The following is a 16,730-nucleotide window of genomic DNA, read 5'->3' as shown; positions in this document are numbered from 1 at the left end:
TAAAATATAGCCATTTAGATTATTATATTATTATTGCTCAATATTACTCTATTTATATGTATTTATAAAGCGAATACTATTTAGATATAAACTGAAATATCTAAAGTAACAGTATTCATATGCTGGCCATTATACAAACTTTGATAAGAATACTCCGGACCAAACAATACATTATCATCAAAAAAAGACCTTTGTGTAGAGATCAATACCTGATCTTTAATTCCGGAGGCACCCATAAATCTACTTGCTGAAAAAGAAAGGGGCATAGGTATATTTTCTGCATTGTAAGAATGGCCATAGCTGATGTTAATATTCTGACCACTTCCAAAAATAGTAAATGTGTATGCAGCTTGAACTGTAAAAGCTCCTGCGTAGGAATCACTTATACCATTAAATTGGACGCTTTTATTTGTTGTAGTGGCCCAACCTGCTCCTAAGTTAAAACTACCAGGAAACATATTTGTAAGATTCAAAGCAAAGTCGATATTAAACTCGCCTACTCGCTTATTTACAAATGAAAACCTATTATTAGCACCACGAATATCATGCATATATCCTGTATTAAAACCAAGTTGAACTATATCAAATAACCTAACTGCATCAAAATAGGCCAAAGAAAAAGTAGGATGATCTCCTGCATTTGAAACTGTGAAGTTAGCATTTGAAGTATCCCCCTTATAATTAATAGCTGCATTAGCTACACGAAGTGGGCGAAACATATTTGCAGTTAGACCAGTTGTCCAAGGGCCACCTCCCCCAAAACTTCCTAAAGAAACCCTGTACTTACCTACAGATAAAAAAAACGGTGACGTATCTAAATTTCCAATCATGAAAAAAGCATCTTGGATGTTGTAGCTATTATTCTGACTAGCTGAAAAATCTAAATTAGCTGTAACATAATGACCAACATTTGCCAAAAAATAAAGTGTCGCTGCAGTTAAGTAAACTCCCTCACCAGCGCCTTCAAGCACCGAACCATTACGTTGAGTGATAGCTGAACCTCTCCAGCCTTGCAAATCAGTTTCTATAAAACCGCCAAAGAAAATAGCATAATCATCATACAACCCTCTTTGGTTAAGTATACTAGAAGCAAATAAATTACTAGGTAGCTGACCAATTGGGATACTGTTATTACTTGAAAATGATCCAACGTAAGATACCTGACCCTGAGTTGTAATCTTAACTTCACCACCTACATTAACATCTGATACTTTTTTATTATTCTTATTTATACGCTCTTGAAAAATCTTTTCTTGAAGCTCTTTACTCTTATACTCGAAAAGGTCATCATTAAAAGTAGAGTTTATAATCTCTCTTTGTAAATCCAAACTAACCGGACTTTGCTGCTTGGAGTTAAGATTACCGACCTCAAGCTCTAAAAGCTGAATTTGATGTACTAGTTTACTTATTTCTTGTTGTTGAATATTCTTAAGATCACTAGCAGTATCTTTAGAGTTAGCTACGCTAACACTAAAAATTGACAGCACTGTGGAAAAAAATACTTTTTTTTTGACATCAAAATTAAAAAACAACTATGATATGGTATTTAGGGTCCTATTCTACACTATAAAAGACTCTTATTAAACATATACTGAAACATCAAGCGTAATAGTATTCATATGCTGGCCACCATAAAGCTTTTGGTATGCGTACTCTGGACCAAATAGCACATTATCATCAAAATAAGCTCGCTGAGCAGAAACAATAAATTGGTTTTGAATACCTGAGGCTGCTCGTCCAAAACTAATAGGCGAAGAAGCTATAGTCATTGGTATATTAGCAGCATTATAAGATTGACCATAGGATGCACCAAAGTTAGTATTTCTACCAAAAAGTTCCAGTGAATAGTTAAGAGCTGTATACCATGCACCTGCAAGAACGTTATTACCTGTGCCATTGAAGTTTTCTTCGTTAGTTGTAGTTGCCCAACCTGCTTGAACCTGCCAAAACCCTCCTAACATAGCATATCCTAAGTTGGCATCAAGGTTAAAAACACCCACATTATCATTCTCTTGTGGTGTATCTTTTAATGCTCCTGCAAGAGCACTATTACCTGCACCGGCCATATTAAATACATATCCAACATTAAAACCAGCTGCTAGATTTTCTGATAAACTATCAGCATAAAATAAACCTGTAGAAAAGTTAGCACGTCTATCATCTGAACCAAACACAGCCACATTGGCGTTGATAGTATCAGACTTATAATTAAGAGAAACGTTAGTGACTTGTCCTGGTGATAAAAAATTCTTAATTATACCCGAAGTTAAAGTACCACCGCCACCATAAGAACCAACAGATAACTTGTTTCTACCTGCAGTTACAAAGAAAGGCGAAGTATCTAAGTTACCAAACATTACGAAAGCATTACCTAAGTTAAAACTACCAGATTCGTCTGTATCAAAATCAAACTGAGCTGTAACATAATGTCCAAGGTTTGATAAGAAATATAAGTTTGCAGCTGTTAGATAAATATTTTGACCATTACTTTGGGATATATCACCATTATTTTTTGTAATTTGACTACCAAAAAATACTTGCGCATCAGTTTCTAAGAAGCCCCCAAAGAAAACTGAGTAATCGTCAAATTTACTTCTTTGACCCATCAATGTAGAAGCAAAAAGGTTTGAAGATATCATTCCAATTGGGATGCTATTGTTACCTGAATATGAACCTAAAAAGGCTATTTGACCTTGGGTTGTAATTGGAGGTGCCCCACCTACATCAGTACCTCCGTTTTTGTTAAATACCCCTCCAAAAGACTGGTTTCCTAAGTTTACAATAGCATGATCTGAACTGACATTTTCTAAAATATCTGAATTGTCACTATCTATAAAAGATTCCTTCAAAGATGCATTAGGATTTGCTCTTCCAAACTCTTTATTATCATCTACTTTAGAGCTATAAGTTGTAAACTGAGACCCGCCACTAGAAGTGTTATTAAAATTTGTTTGTTGTTTTTTTAATTGTTGTAACTGACCCTGTAATTGCTGGACTTGTTGTTGCAACTGTAATAGTAGCTTTCTTTCATCTATGTTTGTCGTATTGGTACCCGTAGCACTACTACTATTTGATGATTTATCATCAATATCCTGTTCACCAATACTTGTAAAGCCTAATGGCCCACCTTGGGAAGCAACTTCTGGAGAATTTTCTGCAGAATAACCAAAGCTCCAACAAGACAAAATACCACCAACAATAGCGTAAGTTTTACTTAATTTTCTATACATTAAAAACCTCGGTTAAGTTAACCAAAAACACATAGAGTTTTTTTGATTTTAGCAATTAAGAATAACATTTTCAACAAATAAACAATAGAAATCTTAACAACTGAGAAATTACGCCTATTCTATCACAAAATTAAATTAAACAGGAGAAAAAACTAAAGTTTTTAATTGCTTATATTGGCATATATGGAGCATAAGTCGGCGTCCAAGAAGAAAGATTTATTAACCTATCTATTTCTTGAGCTAACTCTTCATCAGTTACATCTTCTAGGTCTATATCTACTTCATGTACACCTTCTACTATAGCTTGTTTAACTACAGCTTTTGTGATTTCTTTAGTCACTTCCACTAAATCTGTGATTTTTGCTAGTAATGGCTGTGTAATATCTTCATTAATAACCATAGGGGACAACTCACTTAATCTATAACAAGCTGCTCTAATCATTCCACTAGTTAAAACTCTAGCATGTACAGCAACGCATCCTAGACCTAACCCTGGAAAAATAAAGGCGTTATTACCTTGTGATATACGATATTTCTTACCATTATATTCAACATCTGGAAATGGACTACCCGTAGCTATTAGAGCTTTACCGTCACTCCATTTAACAATATCTTCCGGTAAAGCTTCACATAGTGAAGTAGGATTAGAAAGAGGCATAATAATAGGATAATTATTATGCTTAGTCATTTCTTTTATTATCTCTTCGGTAAATGTTCCTGGCTGACCAGATGTGCCTATTAGGACTTTAGCTTTAGTGTTTTTTACAGTTTCTTCTAAGGTGATACAATTTATGTCAGTAACGTTCCACTTATTAAACTCTTTTGAGCTTTTTATAAATAACCTTTGTTCAGGAGTAACTCGTTTTGCTTTTAACTTATCAGTTACCAAACCATACCTATCAACTAGATAAATATTTTGTCTTGCCCTCTCAATAGAAACTTGCGCTCTATCTGCTATTATATCAGCTATCTGTCTGGCTATACCACAACCTGCGCTACCTGCGCCAAAAATTACTACTTTAATATTACTAATACTACTTATAGCTTGCTCTGTGGTTAGCTCCCCTGCGTTGATTCTGATAGAATTCACAGTTTTTAATCCCGCTATACAATTAGCTGCTGCAACAATACCTGTACCTTCTATATCATCATTAAAAGTGCATAATCTTTCTTTGTATTTCTCAAGAATACGTGTAGCATTATCTCTACCAATATCTTCCCAATGTAAAAACACATTAGGAAACCTACTTTTAACTTGTGTCACAAACTCTTCAATAAATTCATCATAAGTCTCTCCTGAGACTCTTGGCAAGCGCATACCCAAATATCCAGGCGCGCTTAGTAGTTCATCATTATTAGTGCCCATGTCAAGCTGCACAGGTAGAACTCTAGCTGGATCTATACCACTTGCAGCAACATATACCATAATTTTGCCTATACTGATATTCATGCCACCTATCCCTTGATCTCCTATGCCAAGCACAGCTTCACCATCAGTGACCAAAACCAAATCAATACTATTAAAGTCATACCTTTCTAGAATTTTACCAATATGCTTTTTATGATTAATTGAAATAAATAAACCGCTTTGTTTTCTAAACTGGCTACTATACTTTTGTACAGCTTCACCAACAGTTGGAGTGTATATTATTGGCATTATTTCTTCTAAATTCTCACGTACAAAATGGTAAAAAAGTGTAAGGTTAAAATCATGTAACCTATTGAGAAAAACGTATTTTTCTAGTGAGTTAGGCTTAAGATCCAGTTGCCTTCTAACTCTAAGAGCCTGCTCTTCCAAGCTTTCCACCTTCTCTGGTAGATACCCTACTAAGTCAAAAACTATTCTCTCTTCTTGACTAAAAGCTACATCCTTATTTAAAACGCGATTATTTAGTAACTTTCTACCTGTAAGGTTTGTTTCAATTGCAAAAACTTTTCCAGTTTTATTTCTTAATTTTCTTATTCTTTTCTTTTCCATGTCTAGCCAAAGGTTGAATTGCACAAAAACTATAATACACTAATGCTCTTTTACAGCTAATAAGTATCTAACAGCAGTTGCTTTTTTTCAACAAAAAATGAATACTATAATGCTATTAGTTATGGTTTTTCCAACATCCAATAAAACATTTGTAATGAACATAATAACCCACCTAAACAAATTCTCTAGTACCCAAAATACAGCTGTAGCAATAGGAGCTTTTGATGGGATTCATTTAGGGCACCAAACCGTAATCAATAAACTTCTTTCAATCTCATATTTAAATATTTTAGTTCCTTTTGTTTTTTTCTTTGAACCTTTGCCCAAAGAGTTTTTTAGAAAAGAAAAACTTCCTACTAGAATTTATGACTTTAGAAACAAAATTATAAATATTAATCATGCAGGGATAAAAAACATTATTTGTCAAAAATTTAATGAGCAATTTGCCAATATTGATGCCGAGGAGTTTGTCACTGAATACCTTGTTAAAAAACTAAAAATCAAGCATATAATTATTGGTGATGACTTTAAATTTGGTAAAAACCGTAAAGGAGACTATAATCTTTTGGAACAACTCTCAAAAAAATATGACTTTCAGGTTGATAAAATATCTACTTTAACTCTTAACAACCAACGCATTAGTAGCAGCCAAATACGTACAGCTATTGAAAACCACAAGCTTGAAAATGCTGCAAAGCTACTAGGAAAACCACTAAGAATAAACTCACGAGTTATACACGGACAAAAAAACGGTAGAAAAATAGGTTTCCATACTGCAAACCAAAAATTACTTAAAAACTCTGTGTTAAAAGGTGTCTATTTAACTAAAATATATATTGATGATGAAGTTTTCTATGGTGTTTCTAACGCCGGAACCAGACCAACTGTGGACGGTAAAAATAATCTTTTAGAAACTCATATTTTTAATTTTAACAGAGAAATTTATAAAAAGCATATAACGGTAGAAATACTTGAATTTATTCGCGCTGAAAAGAAATTTAACTCCTTTGATGAGCTAAAAGACCAAATAGCCAAAGATATACAAGCAGCAAAAAGATTGATAACTACATCCTAGACTATTAACATAACTAGCTTTGTACTTTATAATTTGTATTTAAATAGTTTGATTTCATTAAACTTTAAATTAATCATATACCAAATAAACTAAGGAATCCGCATGAGTGATTACAAAGACTCTTTAAACCTTCCTAAAACTTCTTTTTCTATGAAGGGTAACCTTGCAAACAAAGAGCCCATGATTCTTAACAAATGGGAAAAGCAAGATATCTATAAAAAAATCCGTGAGCATTTTGCTGGGAGGAATAAATTTATACTTCATGATGGACCTCCTTACGCTAATGGAAATATACATGTTGGTCATGCTGTTAATAAGATTCTTAAAGATATTATAGTAAAATCAAAAACTTTAAGTGGTTACGATGCTCCATATATTCCAACATGGGATTGCCACGGTTTGCCAATTGAGCTACAAGTTGAAAAAAAATATGGTAAAGCTGGACAAAAGATAGATGAAAATACTTTCAGAAAAGAATGCCGTAAATATGCAAAACAACAAGTAGAGTTACAAAAAAAAGATTTTAAAAGATTAGGTGTATTAGGAGACTGGGAAAATCCTTATCTGACAATGAACTTTGAATACGAAGCTAACATGATTAGAACTTTAGCTAAAATAATCTCAAACGGTCATCTAAGTAAAGGATTTAAGCCCGTACACTGGTGTACTGATTGTAGCTCAGCATTAGCTGAAGCAGAAGTTGAGTATATGGATAAAGTCTCACCAGCAATTGATGTAAAATTTAAAGTAAAAGACCATGATAAACTTGCTAAAGCATTTGGATTAGAATCTCTAAAAAATGAAGCTTTTGCGGTGATATGGACTACCACCCCATGGACACTACCTGCTAACCAAGCTATTGCTGTACACAATAATCTTAATTATAGTCTAGTAGAAATTGATAACTTTTACATAATACTAGCTAGTGGCTTGGTTGAACAAACTTTAAAAAGGTACGCCACAGATAATGCTAAACTTATCGCCACAACTACTGGAGATAAGCTAACCGGTATAATTGTTGAGCATCCTTTTTACAGCCGCCATGTCCCTATCTTACATGGGGATCATGTAACTGATATTGATGGTACTGGTATGGTTCATACAGCTCCTACTCACGGTGTAGAAGATTTTTCTATAGGTAAAGAACACAATCTATCTATGGAATCCTTTGTAAAAGGTAATGGTTGTTATAGTGAAAATACTAAACTCTTTGCCGGTGAATTTATTTTCAAAGCTAACGATAGAATAGTAGAGCTTTTAGGTGAAAGAAAACGTTTAATGAATTTTGATAAAATAAAACATAGCTACCCTCATTGCTGGCGTCATAAAACTCCTTTGATGTTTAGAGCTACCCCACAGTGGTTTATAAGCATGGAGAAACAAAATTTACGTGATAACGCGATGACTGCTATTAAAAATACACTGTGGATTCCTTCATGGGGTCAAAACCGTATAGAAGCGATGATGAAAGACAGACCAGACTGGTGCATCTCTCGTCAAAGAACTTGGGGAGTACCGCTACCACTATTTATCCATAAAGATACAGAAGAGTTGCATCCCAATACAGCTGAAATTCTTGAGAAAGTAGCTCAAAAGATAGAAAAAGGTGGTATAGAAGCTTGGTTTAATGCTCAAGATAGCGAGTTTATATCAGAAACTAACGAGTATAAATCTGTAAAGGATACCTTAGACGTTTGGTTTGATTCAGGATCTTCTAGCATGTGTGTACTAGATAAGGATCCTCAATTAAATTATCCCGCTGATTTATATTTAGAAGGGTCAGACCAACATCGTGGTTGGTTTCAAACCTCTCTACTTGTTGGGTTATCTGCTAAAGGAGAAAAACCTTTCAAAGAAGTTTTAACTCATGGTTTTGTAGTTGATGAGCATGGTCGTAAGATGTCTAAGTCTTTAGGTAATGTAACATCTCCTCAAGATATCTATAATACTTTAGGAGCTGACATCTTGCGTTTATGGGTTGCTTCTAGTGACTATAAAAGTGAAATGGCTGTGTCAGATCAGATTCTTAAAAGAACCGCTGATACATACCGTAGATTGCGTAATACAGCAAGATTTCTATTATCTAACTTAACTGGTTTTGATCCTAAGTCTGATATTATAGAGTTTGATAAGTTGGTTAAACTTGACCAGTGGGCAATAGCAAAAACAAAAGAGTTTCAGGATAAAATAATTCAAGCTTACGAAAACTACCAGACTCATACAGTAGCTCAGCTAATACATCATTTTTGCTCGATTGAAATGGGTAGTTTTTATCTTGATATTATTAAGGATAGACAATACACAGCTAAAACTGATGGGCATCCACGTAAGTCAGCACAAACAGCAATTTACCATATTGTACATGCATTAGTTAGATGGATAGCCCCAATTTTATCATATACCGCTGATGAAATATGGGAAGCTACTCCAAAAATAACTGATTTACCAATCCAGTTATGTGAATGGTATACAGAGCTAAAATCATTCTCTTTAACTGGTGAATTAGATTTAGATTTCTGGGCGAAAATCCAAGAAGTTCGATCCGAAGTAAATAGAGTACTAGAGATAAAGAGAAATGAAAATCTCATCGGAGCATCTTTAGAAGCAAAAATAACTCTTTATGCTGATCAGCAAAACTATAAGCTTCTAGCAAAAATTGAGGATGAGCTAAGATTTTTACTAATATCTTCTGAAGCTAAGTTAAAAGACCTTGGTGGAAAGCCTAGTGATGCTACACCTACGGATATACAAGGCTTATATATTGATATCCAAAAAATGCTAGAACCAAAATGTGAAAGGTGTTGGCATCGTAGCTCTACAGTTGGCAAAAATCCTGAGCATAAAGATATATGCAGTCGCTGTATAGAAAATATTACGACAGAATCAGGGGAGTCTCGCAAATATGCTTAGACCTAAACTTAAGTATTTTGGGTTAGCTATTATAATCATAGCCCTTGATTTGTATACTAAATACCTAGCTAATATCAACTTAAATTTTGCTACTCCTGTTAAAATAACAAATTTTTTTAACTTAACTTTACTGTATAACCATGGAGCAGCATTTAGCTTTTTAAGTAATAGTCAGACCTCATGGCAACTAATGATGTTCTCTATAATCTCTTTAATTGCTGCTGTCATACTTATATGTTTGATTATAAAACAACCAATACAAGCTAAACTAAATCTAATCTCTTTCTCATTGATACTTGGCGGCGCATTAGGAAATTTTTACGATCGAGCTTTTAGAGGCTTTGTTATAGATTTTTTAGATTTTCATCTTGGCAACTATCATTGGCCTGCTTTTAACATTGCAGATTCAGCAATCACTTGTGGAGTTATATTGATAATTTTAAAGTCTTTTTATAAAAAAACTAGAGTTTAAGTTAAGTATTATAAGTTTTATTATTATACCATCTCTAGTTTTTTATAGCGCCTGAAAGATCATCTACTCTAGATTAGAGCATCTATTCTAGTTTGACATTCCTTACAGCATTGAGTAGGTTGAGGTTGAAAAAATGCGTTATTGCCTCTGCCAACTGTTATTCCATTAGGTTTACCTTTAATAAGATTACAGCTTTCACAATTAAAACGCCAACCAAAATATATTTTTGACTGAATAAGTCCAGCTACAGTTAAACGTTGATTAGTATCTATATACAGAGGATTTTTACATACTTCATAATCATTTTTTATTTCCGCAAGCTGTTGCTGTTCATTTTTTTGGTCATAAACTTTCATTTCCTTTAGTAAACCAATTACAATGTCGTTTCCAAGTATCCCCCATGAAGCTTTTACCATTAAAGCTTGTTTTTTATCCTCTTCATGACATTTAGCTTCGTAATCTTTGTGTTCTAGTTGTTTATTGAGAAAAGTATTTTTATTAATATTTCTTAAATCTTCAGGTAATGATTGTTTTTTCAATAAATTAAATTTTGCGATATCAACTCTATCATCTGTAAAGCTAAACGGCCAATTGACTTTCACTTTTGAGTCTAACGCTTCAATACTTCCTAAATTTAAACGCTTAACTGTTAGCTTTGTAGCCAACATAGGAAGCCGAACTTCTTTATTTAACTTTCCGGTTCTATTTTTTGTGTATTCTGCATATCTAGTCTTCCAAATCTGATATTTCTCACTATTTTCCTTGTAATGCTTTGTTTTTTTAGAATAGAGTTTGGCTTTGAGAATATGTTCTGACATCCCATAACCTTTTTGCGTCCACACAAAAAGAAGTAACCGCTTAACAGCTATGGATGAGGATTCACATCCCAAAAGACCTATATTTGGATCAAAATAATAAACTTTATTTTCAATTCTCACAAGAACTGTAACATGAGTTGATATTGAAACTAGATAAACATCATTAGAATTATCTTTACAAATATAATCACTCAAGTATATAAATTGGTCATAATCTGAAGCTGCATTATATTCCCCATAAGTTATAGTTTCTTTAATTTTGCCATAAAAATTACTTATTTTATCAAATTTTTGAAAATTCTGCGCGTCCTTGATGAAGTTTTGGTTGCTATCGACAACTTCTTCCCAACGACTTTTTTTAGGTAATTTTTTATAATGTCTAATATAACGAAATAGTAAAGCTGCTAAGCCATGACAAACACCTGATGCGTCAACTGTTTTTTGTAATTTTTCATATATACCTTTTTGTGTCCATTCATAATATAAGTTAATCATATAATACTACCTGCTGTCGTTTGCTACATTGATCTTACAAAGATAAGTATACAAATTAAAATTCGCTTTTCTATATAGGAATTTTGACAAGTGGGTAGTATTATTGACAGAAACCTTATAAATAATTAAATATAATAAGATAAAGACGTGAGTTACGTACGAGCTCTATAATTTCTAATTCATACATAGGGGCTGTTGCAAACTAACACAAGTAGTACATACTTTCGTCTTATATAATCCTTGCTTGATTTTCATACCCTTGCCACTTAACGGGTTATCTATTTTAGTAATTATGTAACAATTACCACAAATAATATGCCCACATGAACGACAATGATGTTTATTTGTGCTAAAAAACGATCCCTTAATCACTTGATTACACGCACTACAGTTGTTACTACTACTATCAGGTTGCCATTTATAGCCTTCTCTAATCATGGTTTTTGTTATAGATGGCGGTCTCACACTATAGTTATTATTAAGTTGCCAGTTTTGCTCTTCATGAATTAAATTTCTTGTTATAGGTGATGGTTTCTTAAATGTGTACTTACCATTTAGAAAATCCTCACATAAATTAGCAAAATTAGTATCCATTGTATCTCCACTATCATCGTAATAGAGTCTTATTATCATTTTTTCACATAAGTGGGTCAACCACTCTTGTTTTTCCTCTTCTGATTTACAATTATATAGTGAATTATCAATAAATTTGAACATAAAGGGGATTACATTGCACGCTTTTGGTTTAAAATGCCCACTATGAAAAAAAAATGTGTCCTTTTCAATAACGCCTGCACATTTAGTTACACCTTGCTCTGTCAAGCTTGGATGGCCACCGCGGCCAGTGCCAAAAAAGAGATCTCCAATAGTAATATTATCACTACCGTCCCAAACAAAATCGCCCTGATAGTGGTCTCCCTTAAAACTCCTCCACTTTCTGAAAATACCTTGGAAACTACACTTAAGACTATTCCTATATGAGCTATTTAAATCCCGAAAGTTATTATCATAACCTTGGCTACTTTGAAAAAGTGTCTCAGGAGATAAATAACACTTAAGTTTAAGCTTTTTATACTCAACTATGTCCACATTTATACCTATATTCATACTTCTACTGGTACTACGATTATAATAACCAAGCTAAGTATCTACAAGTCATGTCTCTAGAGATGTGCACAAACCACGCTCAAGGATTAAAATCCAAAATTTACTTAAAGCTAGTTTAAGAATTACAAACTTTTACTTTACAGTGTTTTTTTATAATCATTATAAAATTTACGAGCTAAGAAATTATTATCTCCGTAAACTATACTGTATTTAGTTTGCTTAGCTCGAGAATTCTGTTCCATTAAAATACCAACATAATAAACATCTGGCATAGGCTTATTAACCTCTGCTATAATTGTAGCTACTGCTGGTAATTTTTCATCGACTACTATAGTGTATCCTTCATGCTTAAGGTAACCTACCAATTTACTATACCTGGCGTCAAAGTCTTCACCATCTAAGAAAATTACTTGATCTGGGTGATTTGCAACTAAAAATCGCATTCCCTCAACTGTATTTGTATATTTAGCAAAACTAATTTCCTTAACATTTTGGTCTCTAGTTAATCTATTATAATGATCTATATTATCTTGAATATCCTCTCTAACTGTACAAGAACTAATAGCTAAAACCCCTAATCCTATAAGAAACATTTTCCTTAACATTTATAAACCTATAAACATTCAATATATAACCATTATATCCAAAAGACTTAAGTTTATAAATTTATATCAACCTTAAAACAGGGATTAGACTTTATTTAAGATTTAAATATTCATACAATATAACAAACTTTCCAATAAATACAAGAAATGGTTAAAACAGCTAGTAGTAAACGCTGGGTACAAGAGCACAACTCAGATTACTATGTTATTCAGGCAAATAAACTAGGCTATCGTAGTAGAGCAAGCTTTAAAATAATTGAGATTCAAGAAAAATACAAAATATTTAAACAAAATATGTTTGTTATAGACCTAGGCGCTGCTCCAGGTGGTTGGTCTGAGCAGATAATCAAATATATTGGTTCTAATGGAAAACTCATTGCTCTTGACTTACTTGAAATGGTACCTATCCCAGGCGTGGATTTTATTCAAGGCGATTTTACAAGTGATGAAACTTATGAGAAACTAAATAACCTAGTTGGTCAAAATAAAATAGACTGTATAGTTTCCGATATGTCTCCAAATATAAGTGGTAATAAAACTTCTGATCAAGCTAAATCTATATTCTTATTAGAACTAGCTCTAGATTTTGCAATAAACAATCTTAAAAAAAGTGGAGGTTTCGTAGCTAAAATTTTTCAAGGTGAAGGAGCTGATAAATATATAAAGCAAGTTAAAAACCACTTTACCAAAGTTACTCAATTTAAGCCTAAATCGTCACGATCTAGATCTAGAGAGTTTTATATTATTGCTCTAGGATTTAAAGGTTAAATATTATGCTTTAAAAGTTCAAACATTCTCTTAGCTATTACTTCATGACCTTTTGTTGTAGGATGACAATAATCCCAACATAAAAATTTATCCGGGTCATTTACTAACTCTATCTCATATTGAATATTGCCAAGAGAATCTGCTCCTCCATAGCTGTCTACACAAATATCTGTAACATTTTCAAAACCATAATCAGTAGGATTATTGAAACAATCATTCAGTAAAGCATAAAAATCAAAGAGCTTTATATTTACTTTAGGGAATAAAAGTTGCAAATCATTTACACGACTTTTAAGCAGGTTATTTTGTAAATTAATATTTAGTTGCAAATATGATCTAAAAAACTTACCAACCCAATTAGACAAATAGTCTTTATACGCAGGTGCTTTAGTCACATCAGGAATATTCCAAACTATAATATTACTAGCGCCCATCTTAATAGTTTTTGTGATTATTTTTTTAAGATCTCTGGCAACTCTGAGTTTAGCCATAATATTTATATAAGGTATTTCATTGTAAATGGTAAACATAAAATTATTAGCTCCACCATTTATGATCACAAGATCATCTTTAGAAAATCTCCCTTCTTCATTTTCAAATCTTATTACCTGTTGTGAGACAGCAAAAGAATGATACCTCAGTAAAGATGAAGGATTATTACCATGAGTTAAAGCTCCACCAATAGCATAACTTTTATGCTCAATAGTCTCTATGTTTTGATCTTTAGCGATATACTGAGCTAAATATTCTGTAGATACTATACCGTTAGAGAATCTACCTTGATAATACGGCTCCCCTGGCACATCTAGCGTTTTTATAATATTCCCTGCATCTAATAAACTATCACCAAATACAACTAAACGTTTAATCTGCATCATTAATCCTTAAATTCAAAAAAATTTGCCATCCAATGGCCTATCACTAAACTATTATCTCTTATTCTCAAACTTTCTAAAGCATGCTGAAATTCGTTTTTTATCTCATCTTGATACTCTTTTATCAAAGCGTAATTATGTGTTTTTAACATCTCTGGATGAGCTTGTATACCAAATATTTGATTACTAATACAAAACATCTGGATCTGACAATAATCACTAGTTCCTATAAGCTCAGCCCCTGTAGGGAGCTCAACTATCATATCTTGATGATAAAACAATAAGCTCAAATAATGATGAAATGGCTCCATCCAAGATTTTTTTGTTAAAATCTTCACATTTTTTATTCCAACAGAGAAACCTTTAGTAGCTCGCTCAACTCTGCCTCCTAAAGCTTGTGCTAAAATCTGATGACCAAAGCAGACTCCTATTATTTTTTTACTACTATTATACAACTCAACTATAGTTGATTTAAGCTTAGATATCCATGGTAAGTTATCAAATGCAGTGGCTTTACTACCTGTTATTATAAAACCATCATATATATCATAATCTGATGGATAATCTTGCTCTGTCACATCAAAAATATCAAAATCCACAATCAATGACAATTTAAAAAATAAATTTGCAAACATCTCTGGATAATTACCTCCAGCCATTTCACGTCGATGCTCTGGAATATGATCTGTTTGTAATATAGCTATCTTCATAAATCTTATTTTACAAGTGCTTCAAATAGTATTTTTTTAAATTCTTCTGTTATCTCAAAAGTATAAGTATGTGCTTTTAATCCTGAACGAGAGCCTTTTATTTTTAGAAGCTTACCTTCTTTAGATACTTCTTTTACATTTATCACATCTAGTTTTGCACTATCTAAAATTTGAGTTTTTCTTTTCCAGTTTTCTCTATAACGTGTTATAGCTGATCTAAAGGATCCTGAAATTTTGTTATCCAAGGCTTTTTTAACAAATTCGCTAGCACCTTCTGGAATTTCTTCAGCAAACTTTTTTAGCTCATATAAAGTGCGTACATCTTCTATGATACCCTTTTGGGCTAATTCGCGAATAGCCTCATCTGCATCAGATATTTTCAAACGCATAGAAATCCAGCTTGCATCTCGTCCAAGTATTTTTGCTATATCAGCTTTTTTTAGTTTTTTAACTTCAATCAGTTGTCTTAATGCGTCGGCTTCTTCAAATGGGGAAACATTCTCACGTTGATCATTCTCTAGAAGTTGTAACAATAGTATACTTGCATCAGACTCTTCTTCTCTAACAATACATGGTATCGTACTACGCTCTGCTTGTATACTTGCTAGATACCTTCTTTCACCTGCAATTATATGGTGAGTACCATCAATATTTTTAGGTGTAACTATAATTGGTTGAATCACACCATTTTCTCTAATACTATCTGCTAAAGATTCTATGTTTTTAAACGTTTTACGTGGCTGATTTCTATCAGGTTGTATAATACTAAGAGGTAGTTCAAAAAGTCTACCTACTTTGCTTGCTTGCTCACTTAATTCCTGTAGCTGCATAGCTCTTAGAATATCTTTTTTCTCTTGGCTTACTGGGTCATTAATTTTTTGGTTAATTTTACGATTAGCTAGAGATACTTTTTTAGCCATTTATACCCTCTCCAAAAAACTCCTCTACTTCTCTAGCAAGCTTTTTAACTTGAAGATGAACTTTACTACCATTTGCATAGTCACCTATATACACACCTTCTGCTTCTGCTTCGATAAACTTAACACTTTGGGAAACGAAAGCTTCAAAAAAATGTCCATCCTCTTCAAAAAATTCTATTAAACTTTTTGACATATTCGATTGCATTTGTACTCTATTTGCAAAAAACTTATATGGTTTATTTGCTGTTAAAGCTAAATCTTTTGCTTCTACCAATCCAGAAAGATCCATACCGCTTGGTGAACATGGAATCACAACCAAATCTGACAACAAAGCTGACTTTAATGCAGCTGTTTGGAAATTTGGAGGAGTATCAATAACTATAAAATCTACGGAGGATTTTAATTCTAGGACCTTTTCACGAACATTTTTCTCATCTAAGTTGTAAACAAAATCATTGTTTTCATTGTTTTTTGTCATCCACATGTATGCATCTGGTTTATCTTTATCCATGTCTACTATGGCAACTTTAAAACCCAACTCTTTTAAACCACACGCTATATTGATTGCGGTAGTGGTTTTCCCAGAACCTCCTTTTTGCTGGAGTAATGAAATTACTTTAGCTGCTTTCATCTAATCGAAACCTTAAACTATATAGCTTAGCTTATTAATAATTAAAAAAATACTTACAGAATTATAGTCTATATTTATTGACTATAAAACTAACTTTTATGATATTAACTATTGATAAGCATCTGCTTTTCTTATA

Annotated in this window: 14 protein-coding genes; 4 read left to right on the top strand and 10 right to left on the bottom strand. The window is 32.8% G+C overall.

From position 1 onward, the window contains the following. Positions 1 to 80: 80 nt before the first annotated feature. The 3 genes from E4K63_RS01630 to E4K63_RS01620 all read right to left on the bottom strand — a co-directional run bounded on the left by E4K63_RS01630 (position 81) and on the right by E4K63_RS01620 (position 5,208). Positions 81 to 1,487 carry a DUF3573 domain-containing protein gene (locus E4K63_RS01630; RefSeq protein ID WP_133942067.1) on the bottom strand — a complete coding sequence of 469 codons (1,407 nt, stop codon included), beginning with the start codon at positions 1,485 to 1,487 and terminating at the stop codon, positions 81 to 83. A gap of 93 nt (positions 1,488 to 1,580) precedes the next feature. Then, positions 1,581 to 3,230 (bottom strand): DUF3573 domain-containing protein, encoded by a 1,650-nt coding sequence (locus E4K63_RS01625; protein ID WP_133942068.1) that lies wholly within the window; start codon positions 3,228 to 3,230, stop codon positions 1,581 to 1,583. 169 nt (positions 3,231 to 3,399) lie between these two features. Beyond that, complete coding sequence (locus tag E4K63_RS01620) at positions 3,400 to 5,208, bottom strand: NAD-dependent malic enzyme (protein WP_133942069.1); 1,809 nt, start codon at positions 5,206 to 5,208, stop codon at positions 3,400 to 3,402. Between the two features lie 154 nt (positions 5,209 to 5,362). On the opposite strand from E4K63_RS01620, the gene ribF reads away from it, so the two are divergent. From ribF to lspA, 3 genes are all read left to right on the top strand, one after another. Further along, a complete protein-coding gene (gene ribF / locus E4K63_RS01615; protein WP_133942070.1) occupies positions 5,363 to 6,283 on the top strand; it encodes a bifunctional riboflavin kinase/FAD synthetase in 921 nt (306 codons plus the stop codon). A gap of 102 nt (positions 6,284 to 6,385) precedes the next feature. Then, positions 6,386 to 9,193 (top strand): isoleucine--tRNA ligase, encoded by a 2,808-nt coding sequence (ileS, locus tag E4K63_RS01610; RefSeq protein WP_133942071.1) that lies wholly within the window; start codon positions 6,386 to 6,388, stop codon positions 9,191 to 9,193. Then, complete coding sequence (gene lspA, locus E4K63_RS01605; protein WP_133942072.1) at positions 9,186 to 9,665, top strand: signal peptidase II; 480 nt, start codon at positions 9,186 to 9,188, stop codon at positions 9,663 to 9,665. Before ileS ends, lspA begins: the two co-directional genes overlap by 8 nt. Before the next feature lie 68 nt (positions 9,666 to 9,733). On the opposite strand, the gene E4K63_RS01600 is transcribed toward lspA, so the two are convergent. The 3 genes from E4K63_RS01600 to E4K63_RS01590 form a co-directional block, all read right to left on the bottom strand. After that, complete coding sequence (locus E4K63_RS01600) at positions 9,734 to 10,978, bottom strand: hypothetical protein (protein WP_133942073.1); 1,245 nt, start codon at positions 10,976 to 10,978, stop codon at positions 9,734 to 9,736. Positions 10,979 to 11,152: 174 nt separating this feature from the next. Beyond that, positions 11,153 to 12,085 carry an FYVE zinc finger domain-containing protein gene (locus E4K63_RS01595; protein WP_133942074.1) on the bottom strand — a complete coding sequence of 311 codons (933 nt, stop codon included), beginning with the start codon at positions 12,083 to 12,085 and terminating at the stop codon, positions 11,153 to 11,155. 137 nt (positions 12,086 to 12,222) lie between these two features. Further along, entirely contained in the window at positions 12,223 to 12,690 is a 468-nt protein-coding gene (locus tag E4K63_RS01590) for a hypothetical protein (RefSeq protein WP_133942075.1), read from the bottom strand. A 147-nt stretch (positions 12,691 to 12,837) separates the two neighbouring features. On the opposite strand from E4K63_RS01590, the gene E4K63_RS01585 reads away from it, so the two are divergent. Next, the gene (locus E4K63_RS01585; protein ID WP_133942076.1) at positions 12,838 to 13,458 is read left to right on the top strand and encodes an RlmE family RNA methyltransferase; all 621 of its coding nucleotides are present in this window, start codon (positions 12,838 to 12,840) and stop codon (positions 13,456 to 13,458) included. On the opposite strand, the gene E4K63_RS01580 is transcribed toward E4K63_RS01585, so the two are convergent. Genes E4K63_RS01580 through E4K63_RS01565 form a run of 4 tightly spaced genes read right to left on the bottom strand, consistent with a single transcriptional unit; the run spans position 13,455 to position 16,594 of the window. Further along, on the bottom strand, positions 13,455 to 14,336 hold the full coding sequence (locus E4K63_RS01580) for an SGNH/GDSL hydrolase family protein (RefSeq protein ID WP_133942077.1): 882 nt from the start codon (positions 14,334 to 14,336) through the stop codon (positions 13,455 to 13,457). The genes E4K63_RS01585 and E4K63_RS01580 overlap by 4 nt on opposite strands. Further along, the gene (locus E4K63_RS01575) at positions 14,336 to 15,043 is read right to left on the bottom strand and encodes a glutamine amidotransferase-related protein (RefSeq protein WP_133942078.1); all 708 of its coding nucleotides are present in this window, start codon (positions 15,041 to 15,043) and stop codon (positions 14,336 to 14,338) included. The genes E4K63_RS01580 and E4K63_RS01575 overlap by 1 nt, the downstream gene beginning before the upstream one ends. 5 nt (positions 15,044 to 15,048) lie before the next feature. Beyond that, positions 15,049 to 15,963 (bottom strand): ParB/RepB/Spo0J family partition protein, encoded by a 915-nt coding sequence (locus tag E4K63_RS01570; protein WP_133942079.1) that lies wholly within the window; start codon positions 15,961 to 15,963, stop codon positions 15,049 to 15,051. Next, on the bottom strand, positions 15,956 to 16,594 hold the full coding sequence (locus E4K63_RS01565; protein WP_133942080.1) for a ParA family protein: 639 nt from the start codon (positions 16,592 to 16,594) through the stop codon (positions 15,956 to 15,958). Before E4K63_RS01565 ends, E4K63_RS01570 begins: the two co-directional genes overlap by 8 nt. Between the last annotated feature and the right edge of the window lie 136 nt (positions 16,595 to 16,730).

The organism is Allofrancisella inopinata, assembly GCF_012222965.1.
In the GTDB taxonomy this organism is placed as follows: domain Bacteria; phylum Pseudomonadota; class Gammaproteobacteria; order Francisellales; family Francisellaceae; genus Francisella; species Francisella inopinata.
Note: the sequence above shows the minus strand (reverse complement) of the source record. Positions and strands in the feature narration are given on the sequence as shown.